Raw genomic sequence first — 19,756 nt, forward strand, 5'->3', positions numbered from 1 at the left:
CGGCGCCCGGCACGCACGCGGACGAGCGCACCCGCTGACCAGCGCCCCCGCGCGTCAGCGCGCAGGCACGGACGCGGCCGTGCGGGCGCCGATCGCGACCCACCGGCGCAGCACCGCGTCGTCGGCCAGCTCGGCCGTGTCGACCACGACCCACCCCCGCATGTCCGAGCCCCGCATCTGCATGGGCCGCACCCCGGCGCTCGCCAGGAGCTCGCCGCGGTCCTCGATCGGGACGCGCACCATCAACCCGCCCGAGCGCGTGCTCACGACGACGGCCATCCGCCCGTCGAGCAGGAACGCGAGCCCGCCGAACATCCGCTTCTCGCCGACGGCGGAGCCGCCCGACCCCGCCCCGGCGCCGCGCGCCGCGAGGTGGTCCGCGAGAGCCGCGCGCACGCGTGCCCCCAGAACCTCGTCGACCATGGGTCCCCCCTCGTCCCGTCGCGTCCGGGACCCATGGTGCCCCGGCGTGCGCCGGGGCGGAAGGCGCTGCACTGTGGAGTGAGCACTGTGGAGTGAGCACTGTGGAGTGAGCACTGTGGAGTGAGCACCGTGGAGGTGCCGACCCGCCCAGCTCGAAGGAGAAGGCCATGACGTACCGGATCGGCTACCTCGTCGGGAGCCTGTCGAGCACGTCCATCAACCGCACGGTCGCGCGGGCGCTCGTCGGGCTCGCGCCGCCCGAGCTCGAGCTCGTCGAGATCGGCATCCGTGACCTGCCGCTCTACTCGCCGGACTACGACGACGACTACCCGCCGCAGGGCCGCGCGATCAAGGAGGCCGTCGAGGCGTCCGACGGCATCCTGTTCGTCTCGCCCGAGTACAACCGGTCCATCCCCGGAGCGCTCAAGAACGCCATCGACTGGGCGTCGCGCCCGTGGGGCACCAACTCGTTCGCGCGCAAGCCCACCGGCATCGTCGGGGCGTCGATCGGCGCGATCGGCACCGCGGTCATGCAGTCGTCGATGCGCAGCGTGCTGAGCTTCCTCAACGCGCCGCAGCTCAACGCGCCCGAGGTGTACCTGACGTTCCACCCCGAGCACTACGCCGACGACGGCGCCGGCGGCATCACCGTGACGCACGCGGACACCGCGACGTTCCTGCGCCACTACATGTCGGAGTACACCGCGTTCGTCGAGCGCGTCCTGTCGGTCACGGCGCCCGGGCACATCGGCGACCCGAGCTGACTCGTCGCGTCAACGCCCGCCGGCGGCCGTCCCGTCGCGCCCGGTGCGCTCGAGCTCGCGCTCGAACCAGACGAGCCCCGCCGGGCCCAGGTCTCCCGCGCGGCGCCGGAACGCACCCCGCGGCACGGTGCGCGTGCGCAGCTCGAGCCAGCCGTCCTTGCGCATGCCCGTCAGGCGCGCGGGTGCCGGCACGTGGTCGCGCCGGCGGCTCTTGTCCTGCGAGGTGAGCTGCGCGACGACGACCGACCCGCCCTGGACGTCGAGTACGAGCACCGGCCGGTCCTTGGCCCCCGAGCGGTCGTCGAACGACACGAGGGCGAACCAGAGCTCCCCCGGCCGGGGCCCACGACCGCCAGGCCGACGAGTGCCGGGCCGACGACCGCCAGGCCGACCGCCAGGCCGACGTCGCGCGCGCCGCGCCACCGCCACGACGAGGAGCGCGACGAGCGCCGCGGCCCCGAGCACCCACGGCGGCGCCGCCCCGGCGCGCTCGGTCAGCCACGCGACCATGTCGTCACCCCCGTCGCGCACCGCGTCCACGCCCCGCCATCGACGCACGCGCCGCCGACCTTGAGCGACCGACGACGGCTGCAGGGACGGGTGGAGGACGGGTGGAGGACGGGCGAGAAGGTCCGACCGGCAGGACCGTCGCCACCCGCCGGCGTGCGCCCGGGACGACGAAGGCCGCGCCCGAGCGGGCGCGGCCTTCGTCGAGCGGTGGTCAGACCGTGCGGCCCGCGTTCTCCTCGCCGAAGCTGCCCGGCGTGGAGCGCTGCACGCCGAGCAGGAACTCGACGTTCGACTTGGTCTCCTTGAGCTTGCCGATCAGCAGCTCGATCGCCTGCTGCTGGTCGAGCGCACCGAGCACGCGGCGCAGCTTGTAGACGATCTGCAGCTCGTCGCGCGACATGAGCAGCTCCTCGCGGCGGGTGCCCGACGCGTTGACGTCGACCGCGGGGAAGATGCGCTTGTCCGACAGCGAGCGCGACAGGCGCAGCTCCATGTTCCCGGTGCCCTTGAACTCCTCGAAGATGACCTCGTCCATCTTGGAGCCGGTCTCGACGAGCGCGGACCCGAGGATCGTCAGCGAGCCGCCGTTCTCGATGTTGCGCGCCGCACCGAAGAACTTCTTCGGCGGGTAGAGCGCCGAGGCGTCGACACCACCCGACAGGATGCGACCCGACGCGGGCGCGGCCAGGTTGTACGCGCGGGACAGGCGCGTGATCGAGTCCAGCAGCACCACGACGTCCTGACCCAGCTCGACCAGGCGCTTGGCGCGCTCGATCGCGAGCTCCGCGACGATCGTGTGGTCCGAGGCCGGGCGGTCGAACGTCGAGGCGATGACCTCGCCCTTGACCGACCGCTCCATGTCCGTGACCTCCTCGGGGCGCTCGTCGACGAGCACGACCATGAGGTGGACCTCGGGGTTGTTCGCGGTGATCGAGTTCGCGATCTGCTGCATGATGATCGTCTTGCCGGCCTTGGGCGGCGCGACGATCAGACCACGCTGGCCCTTGCCGATCGGCGCGACGATGTCGATCACGCGCGGCGTGAGCCGGCCCGGGTCCGGGGTCTCGAGACGCAGGCGGTCCTGCGGGTACAGGGGCGTGAGCTTCTGGAACTCGGGCCGCTGGCGCGCCTCGTCGGGCGACAGGCCGTTGACCGAGTCGAGCCGCACGAGCGCGTTGAACTTGTTCGGCCGGCCGCCCTGCGCGGCTTCGCCGTCACGCGGCTGCCGCACCGCGCCCGTGATCGCGTCGCCGCGACGCAGGCCGTTCTTCTTGACCTGGCCGAGCGAGACGTACACGTCGTTGGGGCCCGGCAGGTACCCGGTGGTCCGCACGAACGCGTAGCTCTCGAGGATGTCGAGGATGCCCGCGACCGGGAGCAGCACGTCGTCGTCCGCGAGCTCGACCTCGTCGAGACCCGCGAGGTCCGGCTGGCCGCTGCGGCCGCGGCCGCGCTTGCGGTCCCGGTCGCGGTAGCGGTCGCGCGAGCGGCGGCGACGCCCGCCCCGCTCGTCGTCGTCGTCGCCCTGCGCCGCGACACCCTGCTGGCCCTGCTGGCCCTGCTGGCCGGTCTGCTGACCCGCCTGCTGAGCCGTCTGCTGGCCCGTCTGCTGATGTGCCTGGGCGCCGGGCTGCTGGCCCTGCGCGCGCTGCTGGCGCCCCTCGCCCTGCGCGTCGGAGGCGCCCTGGCCACGGCCCGCGCGGCGCGAGCGGCGCTCGCCGGCCTCGCCCGCCACGTCGCCCACGGCCTCGCCGACCGCCTCGGCGGCGCGCTGCGCACGGTCGTCGTCACGGCTCTCGCGGCCGTCACGGCCCTCGCCGCGCCGCTCGACCGGCTCGCCCGCGATCTTCGCGTCGATCGCGGCCTCGAGACCGGCGAGCGCGTCCTGCGCGGGGCCCTGCGCGCGGCGGGCACCGCGCGTGCGCTGCGTGCGCGGCGCGGCCTCGTCGCGCTCGACGGGGCCCGCCTGCTGCGTCACCGGCGCGACGGTCTGCTCACGACGCGCGTCGAGGGCCCGGGGGCGCGAACCGCCGCGTGCGGCGTCGATCGCCTCGACCAGGTCGCCCTTGCGCATCTTCGAGATGCCCTTGACGCCGAGCTCGGACGCGAGGGCCTGCAGCTCGGGCAGGCGCAGCGCCGCGATGGACCCGGTCTGGTTGGTGTCTGTCACGAAGGACCCTTCCCCCTCGTCGGTGGCCTCTCGGGGTAGGAGGCCGTCGTCTCGTCAGACGGACGTCCGTCGACGAGACGGTGCTGGAAGCCCACGCGCGGCTCACGACCGTGTCGGCGACGCGTTCAAGGCTGGGGTTGTTCCCGGATGGTCGGCTCGCCTGGGCAGCGGTCCCGCGGATGTCCTGCGGAACACCGTTCGGGAGGCACGCGACCCGGAGGATGTGGTCCGGGGGAACGCGACGATGCTACCACTGTCGGCCTCACGACCGGCCGCGATGACCCCGCGCGACACCGCTCACCCGATCGGGTGGTCGCCGACCGCGAGGCGCACCCCGGCGGGGTCGACGGGCAGCCGGCGGATCACCCAGCCGCCCAGCACGCCGCCGAACGCCTCGTCGATCGCGGCGTCCGCGTCCGTGCGCGGTTCGCCCGCCACGTCCGGCCCGCCGGGCTCGTCGGGCAGCCGGCGCGCGAGCGCGAGGACCGTGGGGCCCGCACCGGAGACGACCGCCGCGACCCCCCGGCGACGCAGCGCGTCGACCAGCGCGAGCGAGTCCGGCATGACGGCGCGCCGGTACTCCTGGTGCAGCAGGTCGACCGTCGCGTCGAGCAGCAGGTCCGGGCGGCGCCCGAGGGCCTGCACCAGCAGCGCCGAGCGTCCGGCCTGCCGCGCCGCGTCCACGAACGGCACCTGCTCGGGGAGCACACCGCGTGCGGCCTTCGTCGACAGGTGCGTCGGCGGGATCATCACGACCGGGGCCACGTCGGGGTGCACCTCGACCTGCGTCGCACCCACCGCGCCTGCCGGGGTCGTCCACGCGATCGTCGCGCCGCCGAGGATCGCCGGGGCCGCGTTGTCGGGGTGTCCCTCGAGCTGCGTCGCGAGCGCGAGCACGGTCGCGTCGTCGAGCGCCTCGGGCTCGGAGATCAGCCCGCGCGCGGCGACGATGCCCGCGACGACCGCCGCGGCCGACGAGCCGAGACCCCGGCCGTGCGGGATCGCGTTGCGGCACGTCAGGGTCAAGCCCGCCTGCGGCGCGCCGACGTGGTCGAGCGCGGTGCGGATCGCGCGCACGACGAGGTGCCGCTCGTCGCCCGGCACCGCACCGGCACCCTCCCCCTCGACGACGACGGTCACGCCCGGCGCGGCGACCGCGCGGACCTCGACCTCGTCGTGCAGCGCGAGGGCCACGCCCATCGCGTCGAAACCCGGACCGAGGTTCGCGGACGTCGCGGGGACGCGCACGCGCACCCGGTCGGCACGCAGTCGCACGGCGGCCTCAGCCCAGGCCGAGCGCGTCCGCGATGGACACGACGTCCGCGGGCACGCGCACCGGGGTGACCTCGCCGCCGTCGGGCCGGCGCAGGGCCCACTGCGGGTCCTTGAGGCCGTGGCCCGTGACCGTGATGGTGATGCGCGCACCGGCGGGCACGCGCCCCTCGTCGGACAGGCGCAGCAACCCCGCGACACCCGCGGCCGACGCGGGCTCGACGAACACGCCGACCTCGGCGGACAGGACGCGGTGCGCGCGCAGGATCTCCTCGTCGGTCACCGACTCGATGAGACCGCCCGAGACGTCGCGCGCCTGCTCGGCCTGCTGCCACGACGCCGGGTTGCCGATGCGGATCGCGGTCGCGATCGTCTCGGGCTCCGACACGGGGTGCCCCAGGACGATCGGGGCGGCGCCCGCCGCCTGGAAGCCCCACATCACCGGGGTGCGCGACGCGACGGCACCGTGCGCCGCACCGTCGTCGAGCCCCGCGTACTCGCGGAAGCCCTTCCAGTACGCCGTGATGTTGCCCGCGTTGCCGACCGGCAGCACGTGGATGTCCGGGGCGTCGCCCAGGGCGTCGACGATCTCGAACGCCGCGGTCTTCTGACCCTGGATGCGGTCGGGGTTCACCGAGTTCACCAGCTCGACCGGGTACGCCTCGGCGAGCTTGCGCGCCGCGATCAGGCAGTCGTCGAAGTTGCCGTCGACCTGCAGGAGCGTCGCTCCGTGCGCGATCGCCTGGCTCAGCTTGCCCATCGCGATCTTGCCGTCCGGCACGAGCACCGCGCAGAGCATGCCCGCGCGCGTCGCGTACGCCGCGGCCGACGCCGAGGTGTTGCCCGTCGACGCGCAGACCACCGCCTTCGCGCCCCGCGCGGCCGCCGCCGAGATCGCGGTCGTCATGCCGCGGTCCTTGAACGAGCCCGTGGGGTTCATGCCCTCGAACTTCACGTGCACGTCGGCACCCGTGCGCTCGCTCAGCGCGGGTGCCGCGATGAGCGGCGTGCCGCCCTCGTAGAGGGTGACCGGGTGCGTCGTCAGGTGCTCGGGCAGGCGGTCGGCGTACTCGGCGATCACGCCGCGCCACTGGTGGGCCATCAGGCTCCTTCGACTCGCAGGACGGACACGACGTCACGCACGACGTCGAGGTCGGTGAGCGCGGCCACGGTGGCCGCGAGCGCGCTCTCGCGCGCGGTGTGCGTGGTGATCAGCAGGCGGGCGACGCCCGTGGCGGCACCCGCGTCCGCCGACTGCCGCACGGCCTCGATCGAGACGTCGTGCTCCGCGAGGACGTGCGCGACCTGCGCGAGCACGCCCGGGCGGTCGTCGACGTCGAGCCGCACCTGGAACCGGGTGCACGCCGCCTCCGCCGGCAGCACCGGCAGGTCGGCGTACGACGACTCGACCGGCCCGCGCCCGCCGAGCACACGGTGGCGTGCGACCGAGACCAGGTCGCCGAGGACCGCCGACGAGGTGGGCGCGCCGCCCGCGCCCCGGCCGTAGAACATGAGTTCGCCGGCCGCCTCCGCCTCGACGAACACCGCGTTGAACGCGCCGCGCACGCCCGCGAGCGGGTGCTCCAGCGGCACGAGCGCCGGGTGCACGCGCACCTGGATGCCCGCGACGTCGTCGCGGACGTTGCGCTCCGCGATCGCGAGCAGCTTGATCGCGTGGCCGGTCCGCTGCGCCCACGCGACGTCGGCGGCGGTGACGCCCGTGATGCCCTCGCGCGCGACGTCGTCGAGCGACACCCGCGTGTGGAACGCGAGCGAGGCGAGGATCGCGGCCTTGGCCGCCGCGTCGTAGCCCTCGACGTCGGCCGTCGGGTCCGCCTCCGCGTAGCCGAGCGCCTGCGCCTCCTTGACGGCCTGCTCGAGCTCGAGCCCGTCGGTGGCCATGCGGTCGAGCACGTAGTTCGTCGTGCCGTTGACGATGCCGAGGACGCGCTGCACCTGGTCGCCCGCGAGCGACTCGCGCACCGGCCGGACGATCGGGATCGCGCCCGCGACGGCGGCCTCGAAGTACAGGTCCACGCCCGCCGCGTCGGCCGCCTTGTAGAGCGTCGGGCCGTCGGACGCGAGCAGCGCCTTGTTGGCCGTGACCACCGACGCGCCCGCCTCGATCGCCTGCAGGATCAGGGTGCGCGCGGGCTCGATGCCGCCCATGACCTCGACGACGACGTCCGCACCGCGCACGAGCGCCGACGCGTCCGTGGTGAGCAGCGGCTCCAGCGAGGTGCCCGTGACGCCCTCGCGCGGCGATGCCGCGTCCCGCACGGCGATGCCGACGATCTCGAGCGGCGCGCCGACGCGCGCGGCGAGCTCGTCGGCGTGCGTGACCAGGCGGTGGGCCACCTCGGTGCCGACGACACCGCAGCCGAGCAGGGCGACCTTCAGGGGGGCGGGCACACGACCTCCGGTGCTCTCGTCGGGGACTGGGCACAGGATAGGGCGCACGCGTGGTGGGCCGTCCGGGACGTCCGGTCGGCAGGACGCGAGTCTCACCTACCTTCCGGAAGGGTCCTTGGGCACATGTCCAGCGCGGCCGGTCAGCCCTGGTCGAGCGCCAGCAGGTCGTCGACCGTCTCGCGCCGCAGCAGCGTGCGCACCGCGCCCTCACGCACCGCCACGACCGGCGGCCGCGTCAGCAGGTTGTAGTTCGATGCCATCGACCGGCCGTACGCACCCGTCGCCGCGACCGCCAGCAGGTCCCCCGCGCGCACGTCGCCCGGCAGCTGCACCTCGTGCACGACGACGTCACCCGACTCGCAGTGCTTCCCGACGACCCGCGCCAGCACCGAGGGCGCCGACGACAGCCGCCCGACGACCTCCGCGTGGTACCGCGCGCCGTACAGCGCGGGACGGATGTTGTCGCTCATGCCGCCGTCGACGGACACGTACAGGCGCTCGGTCTCGTCGTCCACGCGCACCGGCTTCACGGTCCCGACCGTGTAGAGCGTCAGCCCCGCCGGCCCGACGACCGCGCGCCCCGGCTCGATCGAGAACCGCGGCAGCGGGGTGGCGAGGTCCGCGGCCGCAGCCGCGACCGAGGCCGCCACGTCCTTCGCGATGCGGTCCGGGTCGAGCGCGACCTCGCCGGGCAGGTACGCGATGCCGTACCCGCCCCCCAGGTCGACCTCCTCGACCAGCACGCCCGTGCGGCGCGCGAGCTGCGCGCGCAGCTCGAGCACCACGCGCGCGGCGACCTCGAACCCCGACGGGTCGAGGATCTGCGACCCGATGTGCGAGTGGATGCCCAGCAGGCGCAGCTCCGGGTGGTCGAGCACCGCGAGCAGGGCCGTCATCGCCGGGCTGTCCTGGCCGTCACGCGCCGTGACCGACAGGCCGAACTTCTGGTCCTCGTGCGCGGTCGAGATGTACTCGTGCCCGCCCGCGTGCACCCCCGTCGTCACGCGCACCATCACCGGCGCCGGGTCGCCCCCGCGGGACCGCACCAGCGCCGCCAGCCGCTCCACCTCGACGAGCGAGTCCACGATGACCCGGCCCACGCCGTGGTCCAGCGCGAGCGCGAGCTCCTCGTCGGACTTGTTGTTGCCGTGCAGGCCGATGTCCGCGCCCGGCACCCCGGCGCGCAACGCGACCGTGAGCTCGCCGCCCGACGCGGTGTCCACGCGCAGCCCCTCGTCGTGCACCCACCGCGCGACCGCGACCGACAGGAACGCCTTGCCCGCGTAGTACACGTCGACACCCGCGCCCACCTCGGCGAACGCCGTCTCGAACGCGCGGCGGTACCCCGCGGCACGCGCGCGCAGGTCCGCCTCGTCGAGCACGTACGCCGGCGTGCCCACCTCCTGCGCGAGCCGCGCCACCGGCACCCCGCCGACGACGAGCGCGCCCGAGCCGTCCCGCGCGACACCCGTCGACCAGGGTTCGCCCGGGATGCTCGTCGTCACATCCGCTCCGGCGCGCTCACGCCGAGCAGACCCAGGCCGTTCGCGAGCACCTGCCGCGTCGCGTCGACCAGCCACAGGCGCGTGCGGTGGGTGTCCGTGACGGGCTCGTCGCCCTGCGGCAGGACGTAGCGCTTCGCGTCGTACCACTTGTGGAACCCGCCCGCGAGCTCCTCCAGGTAGCGCGCCACCCGGTGCGGCTCGCGCAGGTTCGCGGCCTGCGCGACCACGCGCGGCAGCTGCGCCAGGTGGCCCAGCAGCACCGCCTCGGTCTCGTGGTCGAGCACGCTCGCGTCGAACCCGTCCTCGCGGCGCACGCCGGCCTCCGCCGCGTTGCGCCCGATCGCCGCGGTGCGCGCGTGCGCGTACTGCACGTAGAAGACCGGGTTCTCGTTGGTGGCCTTGGCGAGCAGGTCGAGGTCCAGGTCGATCGCCGAGTCCGTCGACGAGCGCGCGAGCGCGTATCGCGCGGCGTCCACGCCCACCGCGTCGACCAGGTCGTCGATCGTCACGACCGTGCCCGCGCGCTTCGACATGCGCACCGGGGCGCCGTCCTTGACGAGGTTCACGAGCTGGCCGATGAGGATCTCGAGGTTGACGTCCGGGTCGTCGCCGAACGCCGCCGCGACGGCCTTCATGCGGCCCACGTACCCGTGGTGGTCCGCGCCGAGCATCATCACCACGCGGTCGAACCCGCGCTCGCGCTTGTCGAGGTAGTACGCGATGTCACCCGCGATGTACGCGGCCTCGCCGTCGGACTTGATGACGACGCGGTCCTTGTCGTCGCCGAGCTCGGTGGTCCGCAGCCACGTCGCGCCGTCCTGCTCGTACACGTGCCCCAGCTCGCGCAGGCGCGCCACCGCACGGTCGACCGCACCGGACTCGTGCAGCGAGTCCTCGTGGAAGTAGACGTCGAAGTCCACGCCGAAGTCGTGCAGCGACTTCTTGATCTCGTCGAACATCAGGTCGACGCCGCGCGCGCGGAACGCTTCGAGCGCCTCGTCGTCGCCGAGCGTGGCCGGGTCCGGCTCGCCCGCCGCGACGGCCTGGGCCGTCACCTGCTCCGCGATGTCCGCGATGTACTGCCCGCCGTAGCCGTCCTCGGGCGCCTCCTCGCCGCGGGCGCGCGCCAGCAGCGAGCGCGCGAACCGGTCGATCTGCGCGCCGTGGTCGTTGAAGTAGTACTCGCGGGTGACCTCGGCGCCGGCCGCCTGCAGCACACGCGCGAGGCTGTCGCCCACGGCCGCCCAGCGCACACCGCCGATGTGCAGCGGGCCGGTCGGGTTCGCGGACACGAACTCGAGGTTCACGCGGTGCCCCGCCTCGGCCGTGTTGGTGCCGTACGAGGCGCCCTGCTCGACGATGCTGCGCGCGAGCTCGCCGGCCGCCGCCGCGTCGAGCCGGATGTTGAGGAAGCCGGGTCCCGCCACCTCGACGGACGCGACGCCGTCGGTGCTGGTCAGACGGCGTGCGAGCTCCTCGGCGAACGCGCGGGGGTTCGAACCGGCCTTCTTCGCGAGCTGCAGCGCGACGTTCGTCGCCCAGTCGCCGTGCTCTCGCTGACGGGGTCGCTCGACGTGGACGGTCGCCGGGAGGTCGGCGGGGTCGAGAGCGAACGTGCCGTCGGCGACGGCCGCCGCGAGGGCGGCCGCGATGGCCTGCGAGAGCTGGTCGGGAGTCACCGCTCCAGGGTAGGGGAACCGCGCGACGCCCTTTCGCGGACGTCCGTCGTCGACGGCCCCGGCTCGACGTGCCCCAGCACCTCGGGGCGGCACGCCCGCCACCCCGCCACGAGCAGCACGACGAGCAGCCCCAGCAGCACGAGGATCGGCGCGTCCCAGCCGCCCGTGGCCTCGTACACCAGGCCGATCGACACCGGCCCGAGCGCCGCGAGCGCGTACCCCACGCCCTGCACCATCCCCGACAGCACGACCGCGAGCCCCGGCGTCGCCGTGCGCAGGCCGATCAGCGCCAGCAGCACGGGGAACGAGCTCGTGCCGAGCCCGAGCAGCACCATCCAGACGACCGTGCCGTGCGCGGGGGCCAGCAGGAGCCCCAGGTAGCCGACCGCCCAGCTCGCGACGAAGCCGGCCACCAGCGGGAACGGCGAGCGCATGCGCGCGGTCAGCACGGGGACGACGAGCGAGGCGGGCAGCCCGAGGATCGCGAACAGCGCGAGCCACCGCCCGCCCGCCTCCGTGCCGAGCCCGAGGTCCGCGAGCATCTCCGGCAGCCACGCGAACACCGTGTACGTGCCGAGCGAGTTCACCGCGAACGTCACGGCCATCGCCCATGCGAGGGGCGAGCGCCACACCAGGCGCGCGTCGCCGGGTGCGCCGCCGGGGGCGACGCGCGGGTCCGTGGCACGCGCCCGCGCTCCCCCGCCCACGCGGCGCAGGAGCTCACGCACGTGCGCGCGCGCCGCGACCGAGCGGACGATCACGACCAGCCACGGCACCGCGGCGACCACTCCGAGCAGCGCCCACGCCCCCACGGCCCACCGCCACCCGGCGGCGCGCGCGAACGGCAGCGCCACGAGCGGCGGGACGGCCGTGCTCACGGACAGCATCACGGCGTACGCCGCGGTGACCACGCCGATGCGGTCCGGGAAGTATCGCTTCACGAGCGGCGGCAGCAGCACGTTCCCCATCCCCATGCCCGCGAGCGCGAGCACCGACCACGCCAGGAACGCGGGCGCCGACGACGACAGCGCTCGCGCCACCTCCCCCACGGTCGACAGCGCGAGCGCGAGCACGACCGTCGGCTCCAGGCCGAGGCGCCGGCCCAGCGGCGACGCGAGCGAGCCGAACACCGCGAAGGACAGCAGCGGCACGGTGCCGAGCACCCCCACCTGGGCGGGTGACAGGTCGACGTCCTCGCGCACCGCGTCCAGGATCGGTGAGACCGCCGCCACCGCGATGCGCAGGTTCAGCGCCACGAGCACGACGCCCAGGAGCACCACGAGCCGCCCGCGCCAGGGAGCCGGAGGGGGCGAACCAGGCGTCACGACACTCCGCAGGGTGAATCGGCAGGATGGGACGGTCGGCGCGACGGACACCCCTGGCACGCAGACACCCGGCTCGTGTTGACTGCACCGCATGCCTGTTCACGGAGTCCTGTCCCGATGACGCGACGGACCGGTCTGATCGATTCGACCGTACAGGAGCTACGCGCGCGCATCACGAGCGGCGAGTGGCCCGTCGGCTCCCGCATTCCGCCCGAGCCGCAGCTCGTCGGGCTGCTGGGGGTCGGTCGCAACACCGTGCGCGAGGCCGTGCAGTCGCTGGTGCACGCCGGTCTGCTCGAGCGGCGTCAGGGTTCGGGGACGTACGTGCTCTCGTCGTCCGAGCTCGCCGCGAGCATGGGCCGGCAGATCGCCGAGGCCCGCCAGCGCGACGTCGTCGAGGTGCGCCGCGCGCTCGAGGTCGAGGCCGCCCGCCTCGCCTCGCGTCGCCGCACGGCGCTCGACGCCAGCACGCTGCTCGACCGCCGCGACGAGCGCGCCGCCGCGTACGTCTCGGGCGACCTCGACGCGATGGTCGCGACCGACCTCGCGCTGCACACCACGATCGTGCGCGCCGCGGCCAACCCCGTGCTCGCGTCGCTGTACGAGAACCTCATCGACGCCATCGGCGAGAACATCCGGTTCAACTTCGTCACCGACTACCACGGCCAGACCGCGCACGACGCGCTGGTCGAGGCGATCGTCGCGGGCGACAGCGCCAAGGCCGTCGCCGAGACGACGGCGTACCTGTCCGCCCTCCTCGGCGAGTCCTGACCCCGACCACCCCGTCCACCCCGACGACCCCGCGGTTCCTCCGGGTATCCCCGCCCAGAGCCGGAGGAAGCGCGGGGTCGCGGGCGCTGGGGGTGGCGGGCGCCGAGGTGGCGGGCGCTGAGGTGGCGGGCGCTGAGGTGGCGGGCTCTGGGGTGGCGGGCGCTGGGGTGGCGGGGAGTGGGGTGGCGGGCTGGTAGGCTCGCTGGCCGATGCGTTCGCGCGTCCCGCGCCCGTAGCTCAGCGGATAGAGCGTCTGCCTCCGGAGCAGAAGGTCGAAGGTTCGAATCCTTTCGGGCGCACCGGCATTCGACGGCCCGTGACCACCTCGGTCACGGGCCGTCGTCGTCTGGCGCGACCGCACCCGTGCGGGCGTGGACGCGTCGGCGGGGACACAGGTGTCTCGGGCACAGTGAGGCCGTGCTCGCCGACCTGCTGCCCCCGGGGGTCGAGGTCACCGAACGGCACGGCCCGCCGGTGACCGTCCCGCTGTTCGCCGACGAGGAGCGCGCGGTCGCCCAGGCCGTGCCCGCTCGTCGGGCGGAGTACGCGGCCGTGCGCGGGTGCGCGCGCGAGGCGCTGAGCCGGCTGGGCGTCACGACGCTCGCGGTGCCGAGCGCACCGAACCGCGCCCCGGTGTGGCCGCAGGGCGTCGTCGGAAGCATGACGCACTGCGCGGGCTACCGTGCCGCTGCCGTCGCACGGGCGGGCGCCTGGGCGGGGCTGGGCATCGACGCCGAGCCGCGCGCGCCGCTGCCGCCCGAGGTCGCGGCCCTCGTGCTCGACGAGTCCGAGCGTGCCCCGCTCGCCGAGCTCGACCCGGCGCTGTGCGCCGACCGCGTGCTGTTCAGCGCCAAGGAGTCGGCCTACAAGGTGTGGTCGCCGATCACGGGCGTCTGGCTCGGGTTCGAGGACGTGCGCGTGCGCCTCGAGGACGACACGTTCGTCGTCCGGCTGCTGAAGCCCGGTCTCGGGGTCGACGAGCTGCGCGGCCGCTGGGCCGTCGGTGACGACCTGCTGGTCACGGCGCTCGCGCTGCCCCGCTGACCGGCGCGCCACGCGGCCGGCGTCCGCGGCTCCGCGGGTGGGTCAGCGCAGCGACGCCCCGCCGTCCACGTAGAGCTCGTGCATCGTGAGGTGGCGCGCCTCGTCGGACGCGAGGAAGGCGACCGCCGCCGCCACGTCCTCCGGCTCCGCGACCCGGCGCAGCGGGATGCCCACCTTGTAGGCCTCGGGCGTGCCGGCGATCGCGGCCGCGACGACCTGCTCGGTGTCCCCGAGGTCGCCGAGCATCGGTGTGCGCGTGGTGCCCGGGTGCACGACGTTGCAGCGCACGCCGTGCTCGGCGACCTCGAGCCCGAGCGACTTCGTCCACGCCGTGAGCGCGGCCTTCGACGCGCCGTACGCGGCCATGCCCGTGCGGGGCACGCGCGCCGCGTTGGACGCGACCGTCACCACCGACCCACGCCCGCGCGCGACCATGCGTCGCACCACGGCGCGCGTGAGCGTCGCGGTGCCGAGGACGTTGACCGCGACCAGCGCCACGAGGTCGTCGTCGTCGGCCAGTGCCGGAGCCGTGCGCAGCAGGCCGGCGGCGTTGACGAGCACCTCGACCGGACCCTCGTCGTCCTCGACCCGCGCGACGAACTCCGCGACGGCGTCGCCGTCCGTGATGTCGAGCACCCGCACGTCGTCGCGCGGGGCCCGGTCGGTCCCCACGACCGTGTACCCGCGCGCCCGCAGAGCGGTCACGACGGCCGACCCGATGCCCCCGGCGGCTCCCGTCACCAACGCGACCCCGCGTGCCCCCTGCGCCATCCGTCTCCCCCTCGTCCGCTGCCGGCCCCCGCTCGGGCCCTGCTCGGGCCCTGCTCGGGCCCCGGTCGGCGAACCTAGCCCGGCGACGGGCCGCGAGACCGGGTGTATCGCCCCTCGGGCCGTGCGCGGCGCCACCCGAGGCTTCTCACCCGTGCCACACCGGGCGGACGGCGCTACCGTGTCCGAGAAGTCCCTTTTCTCTGGTCTCCCGGCGGCTGCAGACCGTCCGCCGCCAGGTCATCGCCGTGCAGCGCGAGGTCCTCATGGCGTACCGCGACGCGGGCGAGCTCGACGAGGCCGTGATGCGCCGCATGATGCGTGAGCTCGACCTCGAGGAGGAGTCGCTCGCGTCGTCGTGGGTCTCGCGGCTGCGCGACTGACCCCTCACCGGGAGCCGGGTGAGGAACCCGGGGTGACGAATGGGATGGACCAGGACCCAGGTCCCCCTCGGGCCCGCGGCGCCCACGACTCGGCGGCACCCTCCTGACCTCGGGGGACTTTCATCCCACCACTTCCGACGAGGGCTTCCCTAGCGTCGAGTCATCGGTTCGGACGGGCCTCCAGCACCCGCCCCTCTCACCGAATTCGTCTCGATCAGGGAGTCTCCGTGACCACCAGCACGCCCCGTCCTGCCAAGAGCCGCAAGCCGGCCGACGCCCCGGCGCCGGCGCTCGCGGTGCAGTCCGACGAGGAGGTCCACGCCGCGATCGACGCGCTCGTCGCGAACGCCGCCAAGGCGCTCGCCGAGTTCGAGTCGATGACGCAGGAGGACGTCGACCGCTTCGTCAAGAAGGGCGCGGTCGCCGCGCTCGACCAGCACGGTCAGCTCGCGAAGCTCGCCGTCGACGAGACCGGCCGCGGCGTGTTCGAGGACAAGGCCGTGAAGAACATCTTCGCGTGCGAGCACGTGACGAACTCGATGGCGAACCTCAAGACGGTCGGCGTCATCAACGTCGACGAGCTCAACGGGATCACCGAGATCGCGGAGCCCGTCGGGGTCATCGCGGGCATCACGCCGGTCACCAACCCGACCTCGACCGCGATCTTCAAGTCGCTCATCTCGCTCAAGACGCGCAACCCGATCATCTTCGCGTTCCACCCGAACGCGCAGCAGTCGTCGATCGCCGCCGCCCGCGTGGTGCGCGACGCGGCGGTCGCCGCGGGTGCGCCCGAGCACTGCATCCAGTGGGTCGAGGCGCCGTCGCTCACCGCGACGAGCGCGCTCATGAACCACCCGGGCGTCGCGACGATCCTCGCGACCGGCGGCAACGCGATGGTCAAGGCCGCGTACTCGTGCGGCAAGCCCGCCCTGGGCGTCGGCGCCGGCAACGTCCCCGCGTACGTCGAGAAGAGCGCCAAGCTCGCCCGCGCGATCAACGACATCGTCCTGAGCAAGGCGTTCGACAACGGCGTGATCTGTGCGTCCGAGCAGGCCGCGATCCTGGACGACGAGATCTACGACGCCGCGATGGTCGAGTTCGCCAAGCTGCACGCGTACCGCGCCACGCCCGCCGAGAAGGCCAAGCTCGAGCAGTTCATCTTCGGCGTCGAGGCCGGCGGCGAGAACTGCGCCGGCGCGAAGCTCAACCCCGCGGTCGTCGGGAAGTCGCCCGTGTGGATCGCCGAGCAGGCGGGCTTCACGGTCCCCGCGGACACGTCGATCATCCTCGCCGAGGTCTCGGGCGTCGGCCCCGACGAGCCGCTGACCCGCGAGAAGCTCTGCCCCGTCCTCGCGGTGCTGCGTGCGCACTCCACCGAGGAGGGCATCACGCTCGCCGAGAAGATGGTCGAGTTCGACGGCCTCGGCCACTCGGCAGCGATCCACACGCGTGACGACGCCCTGACCGTGGAGTTCGGCAAGCGCGTCAAGGCCATCCGCGTCATCTGCAACGCGCCCTCGTCGCTCGGCGGCATCGGCGACATCTACAACGCCTTCATCCCCTCGCTGACCCTCGGCTGCGGCTCCTACGGCCACAACTCGGTGTCCAACAACGTCTCGGCGGTGAACCTCATCAACGTCAAGCGCGTCGGTCGTCGGAACAACAACCTGCAGTGGTTCAAGGTCCCGGCGAAGACCTACTTCGAGCCCAACGCGATCCGCTACCTGGCCGACATGGCCGACGTCGAGCGCGTCACCATCGTCACCGACACGACCATGACGACCCTCGGGTTCGTCGACAAGGTCCTGGACGTGCTGAACCGGCGCGCCAACAAGGTCGCGGTCCAGATCATCGACGAGGTCGAGCCCGAGCCGTCGGTCCGCACCGTGCAGAAGGGCGCCGCGAACATGCGGCACTTCAAGCCGGACACGATCATCGCGCTCGGCGGCGGCTCGCCCATGGACGCCGCGAAGGTCATGTGGCTGCTGTACGAGCACCCGGAGATCGTCTTCTCCGACCTCAAGCAGAAGTTCTTCGACGTCCGCAAGCGCGCGTTCAAGTTCCCCGTCCTGGGCGACATGGCCAAGCTCGTGTGCATCCCGACCACGTCGGGCACCGGCGCCGAGGTCACGCCGTTCGCGGTCATCTCCGACCCCGACGCGGGCAAGAAGTACCCGCTCGCGGACTACGCGCTGACCCCCACGGTCGCGATCATCGACCCGGTCCTGACCTCGAAGATGCCGCGCTCGCTCGCCGCCGACTCGGGCTTCGACGCCCTGACGCACGCCACCGAGGCGTTCGTCGCGGTCTACGCGAACGACTTCACCGACGGCATGGCGCTGCAGGCCATCCGCCTCATCTTCGACAACCTCGCGCAGTCGGTGAACGGTGACCCGACCGACCCGGCCACGCAGGACGCACGCGAGAAGATGCACAACGCCGGGACGATCGCCGGCATGGCGTTCGGCAACGCGTTCCTGGGCATCGTGCACGCGATGGCGCACGTCATCGGCTCCACGTACCACCTGGTGCACGGCCGGACGAACGCCACGCTGCTCCCCCACGTGATCCGCTACAACGGCACGGTCCCGACGAAGCTCACGAGCTGGCCCAAGTACGAGAGCTACGTCGCGCCCGAGCGGTTCCAGCAGATCGCCCAGATGCTCGGTCTGCCGGCGGCGACGCCGCAGCAGGGCGTCGAGTCCTACGCCCTGGCCGTCGAGGCGCTGCGTGCGAAGGTCGGCATCCCGTCGTCCTTCCAGGCGCAGGGCGTCGACGAGCAGGAGTTCATGTCCCGCCTCGACGAGGTCGCCATGGGCGCCTACGAGGACCAGTGCGCCCCCGCCAACCCGCGGATGCCGATGATCGACGACATGAAGGACATCATGACTGCGGCCTACTACGGAACGTCGCTGGAGGACGTCCGAGGCCGCAAGAGCGGGCAGGAGGGCTGACCACCTCCGGGGGCTCCCGCGGCTCCGGCCGCCGGTAGAGCCCCGCCCGCTCGCGACGCCCCGTCCGGCTCATCCCTCGCCGGACGGGGCGTCGACCTTTTCCCGCACCCTTTCCCCGCACGCGTTCCCCGCCCACCGCGCGCTCGGACGGTTGTCCACAGCCTCGTGGAACCGCCCCCGTCCGCCTGTCCGGTTTGGGTATGTTCACGGCCGTGCACCCGACTGCGACGACCACGACGCCTCCGACCCCGCGCCCCGCCCGCCGCGTGCTCGCGTCCGGCGCGGTCGCGCTCACCCTGGCTGCCGCGCTCACCGGCTGCACGGGCGGCGGCACGGCCGCACCGACCGCGTCCGCCACGGTTCCGACGACGGTCGCCCCGACCGCGAGCGCCTCACCCACCCCGTCGGCGACGCCCACGCCGACCGCCCTCCCGAGCGGCGCGGAGGACTTCTCGTCGATCGACCTGACGGTCCCCCCGCCTCGCCCGGACGCCCTCGACGCACCCCCGAGCAAGCAGGCCGCGGCGCACGTCGCCGAGTACTTCCTTCTCCTGCTTCCGTACGCAGCGGTGACGCACGACCTGGACGCGTTCGAGAAGCTCGCCTACGCCGACTGCCGGTACTGCAACCAGGTGATCACCACGCTGGAGGAGTACGAGGCGAACGACATCGTCACGGACGGCGGAGGCATCATCGTGGCGGACGTCGAGGTTGAAGAGCGCGACGCCGAGTTCTTCACGGCGACCATCACGTTCACGCAGGCGCCGTCCCGCGAGACCGCCCCCGACGGGTCTGTCATCGACGAGGGTATCGGCGGTCGGATGAGCCATGAGATCGACCTCCTCTACGACGATGGCGCCTGGCTCGTCACCTCGTGGGTAGAGGCGTCGTGACGACGCGTCGCCACCGATCACTCCTGGCCGCGCTGGTCGGGCTCATCGCCGTGGGGTTGGCAACCCCGGCCTACTCTCTCCAGGTCGAGCCCGGCGTCGACGAAGACGGGTTCAGCGCGCGCGCCCGACGCTCCACCGACGGCATTCGCAGGTACGAGGCGAACCCGGAGGCGGGGCCCTACGTCTGGAAGCGCGACCTGCCGTGCTGGAGCCGGTTCCCGGAGATCGACCGCGAGTCGAACGAGGCGTGCTGGGGCGGGTCGGCTATCCAGCACGACCCGCCCGAGTGTGAGGACGGGGCGCCGCTCATGCCGATCTGGCGCCGACTGCGCACGGAGGGGACGTGGCACCTGCAGGTCGGGTGGCACTGCCCGGAGGACCTGATCCCGCGCGTGACGCAGGAGGACTTCCGGCGGCTGACGATCCCGGCCGCGCCCGCGCGGATGCAGCCCGACGGCGGCCCGGTGCTCGTGAACAAGAAGACGATCGTCTACACCGAGGCCGAGGTGCAGAACCTGCGCACCGATCTGCTGGGCTACGGCGTCGACATCGAGGCGACGCCCGTGTCGTACTCGTGGGACTTCGCCGACGGTCAGCCGCCGTTGGTCACGACGTCACAGGGCCACCGCTACCCCGACCACGACGTGTTCAGCACGTACTTCCACCCGGGCACGGCCCGGATCACGCTCACGACGACGTGGACGGGCCGCTACCGGGTGGACGTCGACCCTCTGCACAAGTGGCGCGAGATCGACGGCAACGCCCTCACCACGTCCACGACCCCCGCCTTCGAGGTCGTCGAGCTGCGCGGGCACCTCGACGGATGAGCCGGACGGATGCCCGAGAACGGGTTGCGCGGGGGCGATTCGTCGGGAAGCGTGTC

The 19,756-nt window shown here is 73.5% G+C and carries 17 protein-coding genes and 1 tRNA gene; 8 read left to right on the plus strand and 10 right to left on the minus strand.

Annotated features, from left to right (window positions below; genetic code table 11):
* Nucleotides 1-54 precede the first annotated feature (54 nt).
* The gene (locus tag ACT17Q_RS12145) at nucleotides 55-423 is read right to left on the minus strand and encodes a TfoX/Sxy family protein (protein ID WP_444662690.1); all 369 of its coding nucleotides are present in this window, start codon (nucleotides 421-423) and stop codon (nucleotides 55-57) included.
* Between the two features lie 167 nt (nucleotides 424-590).
* Between ACT17Q_RS12145 and ACT17Q_RS12150 the strand changes: the two genes are divergently transcribed.
* Nucleotides 591-1,187, plus strand: coding sequence for an NADPH-dependent FMN reductase (locus ACT17Q_RS12150; protein WP_444662692.1), 597 nt, complete (start codon nucleotides 591-593; stop codon nucleotides 1,185-1,187).
* Between the two features lie 9 nt (nucleotides 1,188-1,196).
* Here the strand turns inward: ACT17Q_RS12150 and ACT17Q_RS12155 are convergent, their stop codons facing one another.
* The 8 genes from ACT17Q_RS12155 to ACT17Q_RS12190 form a co-directional block, all read right to left on the minus strand.
* Entirely contained in the window at nucleotides 1,197-1,745 is a 549-nt protein-coding gene (locus ACT17Q_RS12155) for a type II toxin-antitoxin system PemK/MazF family toxin (protein ID WP_444662693.1), read from the minus strand.
* Nucleotides 1,746-1,908: 163 nt separating this feature from the next.
* Nucleotides 1,909-3,867, minus strand: coding sequence for a transcription termination factor Rho (rho, locus tag ACT17Q_RS12160; protein ID WP_444662695.1), 1,959 nt, complete (start codon nucleotides 3,865-3,867; stop codon nucleotides 1,909-1,911).
* Nucleotides 3,868-4,164: 297 nt separating this feature from the next.
* Nucleotides 4,165-5,142, minus strand: coding sequence for a homoserine kinase (thrB, locus tag ACT17Q_RS12165; protein WP_444662697.1), 978 nt, complete (start codon nucleotides 5,140-5,142; stop codon nucleotides 4,165-4,167).
* Nucleotides 5,143-5,149: 7 nt separating this feature from the next.
* On the minus strand, nucleotides 5,150-6,241 hold the full coding sequence (thrC, locus tag ACT17Q_RS12170) for a threonine synthase (protein ID WP_141319622.1): 1,092 nt from the start codon (nucleotides 6,239-6,241) through the stop codon (nucleotides 5,150-5,152).
* Nucleotides 6,241-7,551: a homoserine dehydrogenase gene (locus ACT17Q_RS12175; RefSeq protein WP_141319620.1), complete on the minus strand. Its 1,311-nt coding sequence runs from the start codon at nucleotides 7,549-7,551 to the stop codon at nucleotides 6,241-6,243. Before ACT17Q_RS12175 ends, thrC begins: the two co-directional genes overlap by 1 nt.
* A gap of 140 nt (nucleotides 7,552-7,691) precedes the next feature.
* Nucleotides 7,692-9,056 carry a diaminopimelate decarboxylase gene (lysA, locus tag ACT17Q_RS12180; RefSeq protein ID WP_444662700.1) on the minus strand — a complete coding sequence of 455 codons (1,365 nt, stop codon included), beginning with the start codon at nucleotides 9,054-9,056 and terminating at the stop codon, nucleotides 7,692-7,694.
* Nucleotides 9,053-10,735 (minus strand): arginine--tRNA ligase, encoded by a 1,683-nt coding sequence (gene argS, locus ACT17Q_RS12185; RefSeq protein ID WP_141319616.1) that lies wholly within the window; start codon nucleotides 10,733-10,735, stop codon nucleotides 9,053-9,055. Before argS ends, lysA begins: the two co-directional genes overlap by 4 nt.
* On the minus strand, nucleotides 10,732-12,060 hold the full coding sequence (locus ACT17Q_RS12190) for an MFS transporter (RefSeq protein ID WP_444662702.1): 1,329 nt from the start codon (nucleotides 12,058-12,060) through the stop codon (nucleotides 10,732-10,734). The genes argS and ACT17Q_RS12190 overlap by 4 nt, the downstream gene beginning before the upstream one ends.
* A gap of 117 nt (nucleotides 12,061-12,177) precedes the next feature.
* Between ACT17Q_RS12190 and ACT17Q_RS12195 the strand changes: the two genes are divergently transcribed.
* The 3 genes from ACT17Q_RS12195 (at nucleotide 12,178) to ACT17Q_RS12205 (ending at nucleotide 13,875) form a co-directional block, all read left to right on the plus strand.
* Complete coding sequence (locus ACT17Q_RS12195; protein WP_094179414.1) at nucleotides 12,178-12,831, plus strand: FadR/GntR family transcriptional regulator; 654 nt, start codon at nucleotides 12,178-12,180, stop codon at nucleotides 12,829-12,831.
* Nucleotides 12,832-13,057: 226 nt separating this feature from the next.
* Nucleotides 13,058-13,130: transfer RNA gene (locus tag ACT17Q_RS12200), tRNA-Arg, on the plus strand.
* A 118-nt stretch (nucleotides 13,131-13,248) separates the two neighbouring features.
* Entirely contained in the window at nucleotides 13,249-13,875 is a 627-nt protein-coding gene (locus ACT17Q_RS12205; RefSeq protein WP_444662704.1) for a 4'-phosphopantetheinyl transferase family protein, read from the plus strand.
* 42 nt (nucleotides 13,876-13,917) lie between these two features.
* On the opposite strand, the gene ACT17Q_RS12210 is transcribed toward ACT17Q_RS12205, so the two are convergent.
* Entirely contained in the window at nucleotides 13,918-14,616 is a 699-nt protein-coding gene (locus ACT17Q_RS12210; RefSeq protein ID WP_444662706.1) for an SDR family oxidoreductase, read from the minus strand.
* A gap of 275 nt (nucleotides 14,617-14,891) precedes the next feature.
* Here ACT17Q_RS12210 and ACT17Q_RS12215 point away from each other — a divergent pair, with 275 nt between their 5' ends.
* From ACT17Q_RS12215 to ACT17Q_RS12230, 4 genes are all read left to right on the plus strand, one after another.
* Nucleotides 14,892-15,026, plus strand: a complete 135-nt coding sequence (locus ACT17Q_RS12215; protein ID WP_444662707.1) for a hypothetical protein — start codon at nucleotides 14,892-14,894, stop codon at nucleotides 15,024-15,026.
* A gap of 227 nt (nucleotides 15,027-15,253) precedes the next feature.
* Entirely contained in the window at nucleotides 15,254-17,980 is a 2,727-nt protein-coding gene (gene adhE / locus ACT17Q_RS12220; protein ID WP_094179407.1) for a bifunctional acetaldehyde-CoA/alcohol dehydrogenase, read from the plus strand.
* 212 nt (nucleotides 17,981-18,192) lie between these two features.
* On the plus strand, nucleotides 18,193-18,873 hold the full coding sequence (locus ACT17Q_RS12225) for a DUF6318 family protein (RefSeq protein ID WP_444662708.1): 681 nt from the start codon (nucleotides 18,193-18,195) through the stop codon (nucleotides 18,871-18,873).
* Complete coding sequence (locus ACT17Q_RS12230; protein ID WP_444662709.1) at nucleotides 18,870-19,700, plus strand: hypothetical protein; 831 nt, start codon at nucleotides 18,870-18,872, stop codon at nucleotides 19,698-19,700. The genes ACT17Q_RS12225 and ACT17Q_RS12230 overlap by 4 nt, the downstream gene beginning before the upstream one ends.
* The last annotated feature ends 56 nt before the right edge of the window (nucleotides 19,701-19,756 follow it).

This window comes from Cellulomonas sp. CW35 (genome assembly GCF_052378485.1).
Taxonomy (GTDB): domain Bacteria; phylum Actinomycetota; class Actinomycetes; order Actinomycetales; family Cellulomonadaceae; genus Cellulomonas; species Cellulomonas uda.